This window comes from Paraburkholderia sp. SEWSISQ10-3 4, from assembly GCF_030464785.1.
GTDB lineage: Bacteria > Pseudomonadota > Gammaproteobacteria > Burkholderiales > Burkholderiaceae > Paraburkholderia > Paraburkholderia aspalathi.
Genome location: NZ_JALPRI010000007.1, coordinates 19,369 through 30,151, shown reverse-complemented (window position 1 = coordinate 30,151; position 10,783 = coordinate 19,369). Strand labels below are relative to the sequence as shown.

Sequence of the window (10,783 nt, the reverse complement as noted above, 5' to 3'; positions counted from 1 at the left end):
AGCCCCGCGCGGGGCTGCGTCGTCAAAAGGGTTGGCGCGAAAGCACACGGGCTCCGCACTACAGGGTGCTCAGGCCCGGCAATGCCTATTCCGTTGCTTCCACCGAATCCGTCGCGGCCACGCCGAGCGTGCCTTCGACCACCTCGGTGAAGGTGCGCTCCTCGCGCAGAATGAAACGCTTCGTCTGCGCAAACAGGAAATTTTCCCGGGCTTCGGCGTCGGAGCGCAGCCGCGCCCGATACGTTTCGTACGCGGCGAGGCTGTCGAACGCGATCAATCCCCAGGCGACGTCGTTGGTCCCTTCGTACGGCAGAAAGTAGCCGATCAGATGGCCGCCGCAGCGCGGAATAATGCGGCCCCAGTTGCGAGCGTAGTCGTTGAAGGCTTCGCGTTGGAACGGGTCGATCTGATAGCGGATGAAGCAGGTAATCGTCATGTGCAGGCTCCCGATCGGGTGGGGGTGGTTTGAAGCAGGTGAGTAGCAGTATGAAGACTGCTCGACTGCGACGTTTCACTGCGTTCTGAACGGTCGTTGAGCGGGGGGCGGCATTTAATGGCCGTGCTCAATGGCGGTATGAAGGCCCGCTCGGATCGCAAGCGGCGCGGTGCCTCGGGGCCTACCTCTTAACTTGGTGCCGTCGTTTTTCCACTAGCCTTGCGGATCGTCAACACCGCGAGCGCCGCGCCGGCCAGCGCGCACATCGCCGATACCAGCGCCACCGCCCGCAGGGCCGCCCCGAGCGCTTCGGCTTGCGCGCGCGCCACTTCGGCTCGTGTGGCGGCGTCCGTTGCGCCTAGCGCCGCCGAGCTCGCATTCATCGTGTCCTGCGTCAACCGTGCCGACTCACGCGCCGCTTGCGGCACGTTCGACGCAGCGAACCGCGCGTCGAGCGCCGCGTCGTGCGACCACACGAACACGATCCCGAGCACCGCGATCGCCAGCAGACTCGCCACCCGGGCGACGGCGTTATTGATGCCCGAGGCGACGCCAGTGCGGGCGGCGGATACAGATGTCATCACCGTCGTCGTCAACGGTGCGACGGTAATCGTCATGCCGAGCCCGAGCACGACCAGCGCCGGAAAGAAGCCGCGCCAATAGTCGCCGCGGACCCACGGCAGCGCGAGCATCGCAAAGCCGATCGCCGCGATCACCGGCCCGACGCCCAGCAAGTCCCGTGCGCCGTAACGGCTCGTCAGACCACCGGTGAAACGCGACAGCAGGCCGATCGTGACCGGCACCGGCAGCAGAGCGGCCCCCGCCTCGGTCGCGCTATAGCCATACGCGCGGATCAGCGTGAACGGCAGGAAGAACAGCGCACCGCCCAGCCCGAAATAGAGCAGCAGCGTGACGAGATTCGCGCCGACGAAGTCGCGCGAACGAAACACGTCGAGCGGCATCATCGGATTGCGGGCCTTCGCTTCGAGCATCACGAAGCCGGACAGCACGACGAGGCCGCCGAGGATCAACGCCAGCACCCAGCGGTCGCCGAAGCCGCGCGCCGAGGCGATGGTCAGGCCGTAGGTCAGCGCGGCGAGCCCTGCGGCTGCCGTGATCGCGCCCGGCAAGTCGAGCCTCGGCAGCGCTTGCCCTTTGTGCGCGGGATCCGGGTCCGATGGATCGTTCTCCTGCCGGCTGTCCGGCACGGCGACGATCGCCAGCGCGATGGTTGCGCACGCAATCGGTACGTTCAGAAAGAAAATCGCCCGCCACGAAAACGCATCGACGAGCCAGCCGCCCGCCACCGGCCCGACCGCCGACGTGATCGCGCCGACGCCGGCCCAGGTGCCGATCGCCTTGCCGCGCTCCTTGTCATCGAATACCGAGCCGATGATGGAGAGACTGCTCGGCACCAGCATTGCAGCGCCGATGCCTTGCACGGCGCGCGCTGCGATCAGGGCGCCGACGCCAGGCGCCAGGCCGCAGCCGATCGAGGCCAGCGTGAACAAGCCGATTCCCGCGATGAACACGGTGCGCCTGCCGAGCTTGTCGCCGAGCGAACCGCCCACCAGCACTAGCGCGCCGAGAAACAGCAGATATGCGTTGACGACCCACTGGATCGCCGCGACGCTCGCGCCCAGTTCGGTCTGGATCGACGGCAGCGCGACGTTGACCACGGAGCCGTCGATGAACGCCATGCTCGAACCGAGGATGGTCGCGGCGAGCGCGAGCTTTTTGCGCCGGCACGGATGATCGAAGCTGAGGGGCTGAGCGTGGATGGCCAACGCGTCGCACGGGCTCGCCTGGGCGGGGAGCGCGGAGGAAGGGCGGCGCACGAGCGCCGGGGCGTGCTGATCGGCCACGTCCACTCCAGGGTGGATGAACGGCTTTCAGCATACCAACGCCAAGGGAGAACCGATAGGCGGTTACGGCGCCAGGCCGGCCGAGCCGCGTGAGGCGGCGCGGTCGCGGCGCTATTTGCGGAGATTTGCCCGTTCAGGCGACCTTAGGTCAAACCTGCGAGGTCAAACCAGCGAAGGCGCCTGCCGCTCTGCCTCGTCATCGGCATCCGCACCGCCGCCGTCGACGTTCGACGCGCGTCCGGCCGCCGGGTCCTGATGCAGCCGGCTTGCGTGCATCAGGCGATACAGTGTGGCCCGCGAAATGCCGAGCTCGGCCGCGGCTTCGGACAATTTGTAGCCGTGCCGCTGCAAAGCATGCTCGATGGCGTCCTTTTCGGCCTTGCTGCGGATCTCCGCCAGCGTCACGGCCGGCCCGTTGTCGGTTTCCGGCAGGCCGAGGTCGCTTGCCGTGATAAAGCGGCCCTCGCTCATCACCACGGCCCGGCGCACGCAGTTGATCAGCTCGCGCACATTGCCCGGCCACGGATAGTTCGACATGGCGACGATCGCGTCGCTCGACAGCCCGCGCAATTTACGCGCGCCGTCCTGCCGGTACATGCTGAGCGCATAGTTGGCGAGCAGCTTGATGTCACCGCCGCGCTCGCGCAAGGGCGGCTCGACGAGCCGCAGCACGCACAGGCGGTGATACAGGTCGGAGCGGAAGCGGCCGTCTTCGACAGCTTTGTCCAGATCGACGTGGGTCGCCGAAATCACCCGTACGTCGACGTTGATCGGCCCATTGCCGCCCAGCCGCTCGATGGTGCCTTCCTGCAGGAAGCGCAGCAGCACCGCCTGGCATTCGTGCGGCATATCGCCGATTTCATCCAGAAACAGGGTGCCTTCGTTAGCGCTTTCGATCCGGCCGATCTTGCGCTGCAACGCGCCGGTAAAGGCGCCGCGCTCGTGGCCGAACAATTCGGCCTGCAGCAGGCTCGGCGGAATGGCCGCGCAATTGATCGCGACGAAGGCGCGGCCGGCACGCGGCGAGCGCTCATGAATCGCACGGGCGGTCAGTTCCTTGCCAGTGCCGGATTCGCCGGCGACGAACACCGGTGCATCGGTCACGCCGCATTTGTCGATGCGCCGGTATAACTGCTGCATCGCCTCGCATTGCCCAACCATGCCGTGCCGGCCGAGCGAAGGCTCGGGGGCGGCCGGCGCGTGCCGCAGGCTCGACAGCCCGTGCGCGTGGCCGAGCGCGAAGACCAGCCGCTCGTTCAGCCAGGGCCGGGTGACGAAATCGAAGCAATAATCGAGGATGAAGCGGCTGACCAGTTCGTCGTCCGACTGGCCCGGCGCGATCTGCGCGACCCAATTGGTTTCGACGCGACGCATGCAGGAGGCGAGAGCGGACAAATGCTGGGACGTGCAGTCACCCGGCAATTCGACGAGGCCGACCTTGATATTGTCGCGCTCGATCATGCGTTCGGCGATTGCCGTGCTTTTGGCGTGCACAGCTTGCCAGCCGGATGCGGCCAGGAAGCTGGCCAGATCCCGATCGGGCGAGTTCGACACGTATAGAACGGTGCGTTCGGTGTCGACAGGCGTGCAAGTCGTGTTCATGTGACCCCCGGATTGTTGCTGCTCTCAGAACTGCTCTTCGACGAACTGGACAGACCGGCAATGACGAATTCACGGTAGCGGCAATGGCGGGGACGCAGAGCGGCGGCATAAACCGCGAGGTGCTACGCGTCGGACAGATAGCAGGACAGCATTTAACGGTGAGGCCGCCTGACTATTTCATCCCCGAATCACAAAAGCCGTTTTCTACCTCCATGGTCTGGCAGACGCGCTCTACGTGGCGCATTGCTTAACGATAAGCGAAAGTGCTTTCGAGCGCCATACAAACAAATCTGGATTCAGAAACGTTTTTCCCGCTTTAACGCGCCTTTTTGCGGTTCAAAAATGGTTGGTCAACCTCGGTTATGTGCGAAATCCCACATAGCGTTGCAAATCGCAGGGTGGTCGTCGTGCAACGGATGCCGCACCGTCGAATCACCGTGTCTCAAGCTTGCGACATTTTGGGCAAGGGCTGCGAGAGCTGTTTCGTGGCCCGAAGCATCGGCATATTTGACCGGGCTACGTCGCAAAGCGTGGCCGGACAGGGGGCGGCCACGCGCGCGTCCAGGCCCGCCGACAGGTAGATCCTTCTGCAGCGCGTTGGAGGATGAACGCCGCGCGTGTCAAATCCGAATCAACGTGTGCCGTGAGGCAGGGTCCAGCGGGGTGCGCGGCAGCGAAATTCACCGTGCATCAAGGGGTTGAGAGCGCATGGCACAGCCATTGCAATAGGAGCTTTACAAGCGAATGCATTGCCGCCCGCTCCGGTAGCTCGGGGAAAGCAGCCGGAGCCCGGCGGTGAACATCGTCTTCGTAAGCGCGGCCGGGGAAGCCAATGTGTCTTACGAGGGTGTGGCGGGGCCACTGAAAAACGGACGTCAAAAAAGTGGGCTGAATGGTCGATGCGGAGCATCGGTCATTCTTCACCGGACGACGTAAAACGCTGACCTCGCCATTTTTCCGTCAGACTGGACGGACCTGGCGTTGATGGCCGAAATTAAATTGATCGCAATAGCGACAGGTACCGTGCTCGAGCACATTGCGGGCACGCGACGTACAGCACAGAGCAGGGGCGGGGCAGCGCACGGTCAGGACCAGCCGGCGCGACGATGCGGGGAGGATGGTCTTAGTCTCCATAGAGGGGCGCGCTTCACGAGGTGGACTGGGCGCCGTGCCGGCGCGATTGCGCGGGCACGGCCTACCTGGACGCAGGCTTGAAATGGCTCACCATTCGGGGGTTGTCATGAAAACGATCAGCAAGTTGGCCGCACCGCGGCTGGACCATCACACCATGGCGCACGGCGCCGTTCTCTCCTATCAGCGTCTTGTCGCACGGCCGCGTAGCTTGTTCGCCGCACCGCCGGCCGATCTGTTCACGCTGGTGATCGCCGAGGCGATGAAACGCAAGGCTCAACCCGAGATTCAGCGCGATGCGCTGCGCGACGCGATCCATGAGATGCCGCCGTCGCCCGAACGAGGCTGCGAGCGCGGTGCGGACGTCGACCCAGCCGGACCCGACGATTACATCTGAATCTCGACTGTTATCGGCGCGGCCTTGTCGGCCGGATGGCTTCAGGCCGCCGGTCGTCGCCGCCTTCGCAACTCAATTCCGCCGCGGAACCCACCCGATCACCGAAACTCGCCCGCCAGAATCGAATTCAGGCGGGCGTGGCATGATATGGACATTCGTCCGGTGTGACTGCTACGCTGCGACACTGACGGACCGGAAGCCTTCATGAAGCAGGCTTGAATAATAATTCGCATATCGAAACGAGTGTGCAATGACAAAGACCACACCTTCGCGGGAATTCGATGGTGAGGGCCGTCTCCAGGATGCCACGATCGTGGGTCCGGCGGGCGCGGCGCCCGGCGCCGACGGTGGAGAGGGCGTGGCGCCGGCTGGCGGCATGCGTGAGGCGTTGGTCGAAATCCTCGCGCGCGTCGCCGCGGCGCTCATGTTGAGTCTCTTCACTTACGCCGCGGTCAAGCAATGGCTCGCGGCGCCCACACGGATCACCTTGCTGCTGCTGGTGGTCAGTGCGTTCATGACCCTGGGGTTGTCGCTGTTTGCGCGGGTACCCATGCACCGTGACTGGACGCCTTTCGCTTTCATCTGCTCGGTGGGCGGCACGTTCTATTTTCTTGCGGTGCGGCTTTCGCCCGGCACCCAACTTATTCCGGAGGCGGCCGGCGCTTCGCTGCAGCTGCTGGGGATTTTGTGGCAACTGTTCGCGAAGGTGTCGCTGCGCAGGTCGTTCGGCATTTTGCCCGCCAATCGCGGAGTCGTTTCCCGCGGGGCTTACCGGTTCGTGCGTCATCCCATGTATCTGGGGTATTTCGTGACGGACGTGGGGTTCTTGCTGGCGAACTTCGGGATTCAGAACGTGATTGTCTACGGATGCCAGTTTGCGCTGCAGGTTGGACGCATTGTGCGGGAGGAGCGGCTCCTGTCCGACGACGAGCGGTATCGGACGTACAGGGGTAAGGTGCGGTTCCGGGTGATTCCGGGCGTGTTTTGACGGTGTATCGTGTAGTTTTTCTCGCGGTGCAAGCCGCAATGAGCCGCAATGAGCGGCGCTAAACGGCAAACCCCCAATCCGCCTGACTACCTCTGATCGATCCGCACGAGCGCCACATCATCCATGCAAAGCGATCCAAACCCGTTCCACGACATGGCGTCGATTCTGTCCAATCCGATCCTCAACACGGATTCGTACAAGGCGTCGCACTACCTGCAGTATCCGCCGGAAGCGTCGGCGATGTTTTCATACATCGAGTCGCGCGGCGGGCGCTACGACCGCACGTTGTTCTTCGGCCTGCAGATGCTGATCAAGGAGTATCTGTGCCGGCCCATCACGCCGGCCATGATCGACCAGGCGAAGGCGTTCTTCACGGCGCATGGCGAACCGTTCAACGAAGCCGGCTGGCGCTACATCGTCCAGCAGCATGAGGGCTATCTGCCCGTGCGGATTCGCGCGGTGCCGGAAGGCTCGGTCGTGCCCACGCACAACGTTCTGGTCACGGTCGAATGCGACGATCCCGAGGTATTCTGGCTGGCCTCGTATCTGGAAACGATGTTGCTGCGCGTGTGGTATCCGATTACGGTCGCGACGCAAAGCTGGCATCTGCGCAACACGATCCGCGCGTATCTGGAGAAGAGCAGCGACGACCTCACGCAATTGCCGTTCAAGCTGCACGATTTCGGCGCGCGCGGCGTGTCGAGTGCGGAGTCGGCGGCGATTGGCGGCTCGGCGCATCTGGTCAGTTTCATGGGCTCGGATACGGTGCTCGGTGTGGTTGCGGCAAACCACTACTACAACGAACCGATGGCGGCGTTTTCCGTGCCGGCCGCGGAGCACAGCACGATCACCTCATGGGGGCGCGAGCGTGAGACCGACGCATTCCGCAACATGATCGCGAAGTTCGGCAAGCCTGGCGCGATCGTTTCGGTGGTGTCCGATTCCTACGACCTGTTCGCCGCGCTCGAGGTTTGGGGCACGACGCTGAAGCAGGTCGTGCTCGACTCCGGCGGCACGCTGGTGATCCGGCCTGATTCCGGCGATCCGCTGACGATTGTCCTGCAGACCATGCGGGCGCTCGAGGCGTCGTTCGGTTCGACGGTGAACGGCAAGGGGCGGCGCGTGCTCAACAACGTGCGCGTGATTCAGGGCGACGGCGTGAATCCGGATTCGATCGGGGCCATCCTTGCGGCCATGGATGAGGCCGGCTTTGCGGCAGACAACATCGTCTTCGGCATGGGCGGCGCGTTGTTGCAGCAGATCAACCGCGATACACAGCGCTTCGCCATGAAGTGTTCGGCCATCCGGCTCGGCGATGAATGGCATGACGTACGCAAGGACCCGGTCACAGATGCCGGCAAGCGGTCGATGAAAGGGCGGCTTACGTTGCTGGTGAATCGTCACACAAGCGAGTATCGGACAGTGACGCTACCGGTGGCGTGGGATGACCGTACCGTTGAAGGGGATTGGGACGAGGCGCTCGTCACGGTTTTCGATTCTGGAAAATTGCTCGTCGACGCGGCGTTTTCTGAAATCAGGAAGAGGGCTCACGCGGCTGAAGGTTAGCCGGCTGTTTGGCCCAACATGTCAGCTCACATACCAGACCGATAAGCCTCTGGCATCAACGTCAATCCGACAAGGGCTGCCTTCCCGCAAGCGGGCATCTTCGTTCGCGATGTCGAAGCGCACCCCCGCGATATTCAGACGGACATACCGCTCGCCGCGCCGTAATTCGACTGCGTCCACCTTGCCGGAATAGGCGCCGCCGGGTGAAATAAGCACGGCGTGGGACGAGATGCGCCACATCACCCGTTGCCCGGCGGGAATCGCAAAACCGCTATCGCCGGTCGCGATCGTCAACCCATTGCCAATCTCGACTCGCCCGGGCGCAGTCATCAAACCTTCGCCGACGTTGTGCAAGCCGAGCAGTTCGGCGACGCGCATCGATGCCGGCCGTTCGAACACCTCATCGATGGAACCCGCCTGCAGCACGCGGCCCTGTTCGACAACCAGCACTTCGTCGGCAAGCAGAGCCGCTTCGTCGGGATCGTGTGTGACGATGATCGTCACCGCCGCGATCTCGCGCTGCAACGCGCGCAGGGACTGCTGCAAACGACGCCGCCGGGGCGTATCGAGCGCCGCGAACGGCTCATCGAACAGCAGCAATTCGCTGTGACGCGTGAGTGCTCGTGCCAGCGCCACGCGTTGCCGCTGACCGAACGACAATTGATGCGGCAAGCGCGCAACCAGTTGCGCGAGGCCGAGATGATCGAGCCAGTAACGCGCGCTGGCTGCGTCGGCGTCGACGGGAAACGCGAGTTGCTGCGCCACCGTCATGTGCGGGAACAGGCCGTAGTCTTGTGGCATGTAGCCGATCTGGCGGCGCTCGGGCGGCAGTGTGCTCAAGTCGGTTGTGCCGAGCCGGACGGAACAGGCTGCGTTGGATTCGAGCCCTGCAATCAGACGCAATGCGAGGGATTTGCCGGATCCCGAAGGGCCGATGATCGCAAGCCGCCGCGTGGCAGGCGCCCATGCGATGTCGAGTTCGAACGCGCCTAATCGGCGCTGCAAATGAAAGGCGAGGCGAAGGTCGGAAGTTTCGCCCCGGCTCGTCGTCAGATCCGTGCCGGGTTCCAGCGCGTCGTCGCCGTTTTCGGTTTGTTCGAGCGAGGCTTTCTGCCGAAGGCTATATATCGACAATGCCGCGCAGACAATCGCAATCGCGAGCGTCGGCAGCAATAACGGCATCATCGCCGGCAGGCCCTGGCCACCGAATACGACGTACGTGTACACCGGCAGCGAATACGGGTGATAGGCCACCATCACCGTCGCGCCGAATTCGCCGAACGCACGCAACCAGGCCAGCGCAAGTCCCGCGCGAATCGCCGGCCACGCAACCGGCAACATCACGCGGAAGAATCGGCTGCCTGCATGATGGCCGAGCGTCGCGGCCACGTCGTCGAGCACGGGGTCCACGGCGGCGAACGCGGATTTCGCGGCGATGATCAGGAAGGGCGCGGCCACGAAGATTTCCGCGAGCACGATGCCGGCAAACGAATCCGTCAGCGCTCCGTTGGTGAAGCGGCCGACCCAGCTATAGGGCCCAAGCAGAAACAGCAGCAGCACGCCGCTCGTGAGCGGCGGCAACGCAAGTGGTAACTGAACGACGAAGCCGAGCAGCGCCATCTTGCGCGAGTTCGAGCGCGCCAGCAGATAGCCGAGCGGCACGCCGCCGAGCAGAATCACGAACGAGGCCACGCTGGCGCTCGCCGCCGAGATGCCGACCGCCGACCACACCGCGCGCCAATCGACATTCGGCCAATCGGCCGCGCCGAGTTGCGGCACGCTCGCGATAAACGGCGCGCACAAATAGACGGCAAGCAGCGCGGCCAGCCATAGCAACGGCCGCGCGGCGGACCGCTTCACCGCCTGTTCCACTGCTTGTTCCACCGCCTTATTGCGCGGCGGCGTCGATCACGGCTTGCACCGAAGGCGGCATGGCTTGCACATTGCCGGAAATGGTCGGTTTGATCACGTCCACGCCGTGTTGCTTGAGCAACGCGCGGCCTTGCGCGCTCAGCAGGAAGTCGACGAAGCTGCTGGCACCCGCATGGTTCGGTGCGTCGCTGAGAATCGTCAGCGTGTAGCTCGCTTTGGCCTGCAATTCGGGCGCCGGACGGAGCGCCGGAATTTTCAGGTCGGACGTTTCGGTCGAATAGAAGAAGCCGGCATCGAGCTGGCCAGATTGCAAACGGCCCACCAGCGTTTCTTCAGGCAAAACCTGCGCGGGATTTTCCGCGTCGCCCAGCGTCTTCTCGACGAGGTCCGGCTGATGGTAGAGCTCCGCGGCCTTCGTCATCATCTCGACGGTGAATGCGCCCTTCGGATCGAGCTTCGGATCGGTGCGGCCGATGCGGATGCCCGGCTCCTGCAACACCTGGTCCCAGCGCTTGCTCTTGAAGTCCGCTGCGAATTTGCTTTGCGGGTTATAGCCGATCATCAACGGCGATTCGGCGAAGTTCACGTACCACGTGACGTGATCGCCGTTCGCCTGACCCATGAGGCCGGTGTTCACCTTCGGGCTCGCGCTGATGAACACGTCGCCGCGGCGCAGCTTGCCCTTGATCTCGTTGGCGATCTTGTTCGATCCCGCCGCGTAGCCGCGGAAGTGCTGGCCGGTGGCCTTTTCGAAGGCGGGCCCGACGCTGCGCTCCATCAGGTTGACGAGCGAACCGGCGTACAGCACGTTGACCGTGTCGTCCTGCGCGAAGGCGGGCACGGCCGTCACCACGCCGGCGACGACCACGAAAGATGCAAGCAGCTTGCGAATCATGCGATTAACCCCGATGCGTTATTAAGAGCGC

The 10,783-nt window shown here is 63.9% G+C and carries 8 protein-coding genes; 3 read left to right on the top strand and 5 right to left on the bottom strand.

Features of this window, described 5'->3' with window-relative positions:
- Window positions 1-85 precede the first annotated feature (85 nt).
- The 3 genes from M0D68_RS16395 to M0D68_RS16385 form a co-directional block, all read right to left on the bottom strand.
- Window positions 86-436 carry an NIPSNAP family protein gene (locus tag M0D68_RS16395; RefSeq protein WP_093635818.1) on the bottom strand — a complete coding sequence of 117 codons (351 nt, stop codon included), beginning with the start codon at window positions 434-436 and terminating at the stop codon, window positions 86-88.
- 188 nt (window positions 437-624) lie between these two features.
- A complete protein-coding gene (locus M0D68_RS16390; RefSeq protein ID WP_211706694.1) occupies window positions 625-2,301 on the bottom strand; it encodes an MFS transporter in 1,677 nt (558 codons plus the stop codon).
- Window positions 2,302-2,463: 162 nt separating this feature from the next.
- Entirely contained in the window at window positions 2,464-3,903 is a 1,440-nt protein-coding gene (locus M0D68_RS16385; RefSeq protein ID WP_093635814.1) for a sigma-54 dependent transcriptional regulator, read from the bottom strand.
- 1,288 nt (window positions 3,904-5,191) lie between these two features.
- Here M0D68_RS16385 and M0D68_RS16380 point away from each other — a divergent pair.
- The 3 genes from M0D68_RS16380 (at window position 5,192) to M0D68_RS16370 (ending at window position 7,985) form a co-directional block, all read left to right on the top strand.
- The gene (locus M0D68_RS16380) at window positions 5,192-5,431 is read left to right on the top strand and encodes a hypothetical protein (protein ID WP_211706719.1); all 240 of its coding nucleotides are present in this window, start codon (window positions 5,192-5,194) and stop codon (window positions 5,429-5,431) included.
- A gap of 376 nt (window positions 5,432-5,807) precedes the next feature.
- The gene (locus M0D68_RS16375) at window positions 5,808-6,419 is read left to right on the top strand and encodes an isoprenylcysteine carboxylmethyltransferase family protein (RefSeq protein ID WP_200651893.1); all 612 of its coding nucleotides are present in this window, start codon (window positions 5,808-5,810) and stop codon (window positions 6,417-6,419) included.
- 123 nt (window positions 6,420-6,542) lie between these two features.
- Window positions 6,543-7,985 carry a nicotinate phosphoribosyltransferase gene (locus tag M0D68_RS16370; protein WP_211706693.1) on the top strand — a complete coding sequence of 481 codons (1,443 nt, stop codon included), beginning with the start codon at window positions 6,543-6,545 and terminating at the stop codon, window positions 7,983-7,985.
- 21 nt (window positions 7,986-8,006) lie between these two features.
- Here the strand turns inward: M0D68_RS16370 and M0D68_RS16365 are convergent, their stop codons facing one another.
- Both M0D68_RS16365 and M0D68_RS16360 read right to left on the bottom strand, forming a co-directional pair.
- Window positions 8,007-9,845, bottom strand: a complete 1,839-nt coding sequence (locus M0D68_RS16365; RefSeq protein ID WP_211706692.1) for an ATP-binding cassette domain-containing protein — start codon at window positions 9,843-9,845, stop codon at window positions 8,007-8,009.
- Between the two features lie 28 nt (window positions 9,846-9,873).
- The gene (locus M0D68_RS16360) at window positions 9,874-10,752 is read right to left on the bottom strand and encodes an extracellular solute-binding protein (protein WP_211706691.1); all 879 of its coding nucleotides are present in this window, start codon (window positions 10,750-10,752) and stop codon (window positions 9,874-9,876) included.
- Between the last annotated feature and the right edge of the window lie 31 nt (window positions 10,753-10,783).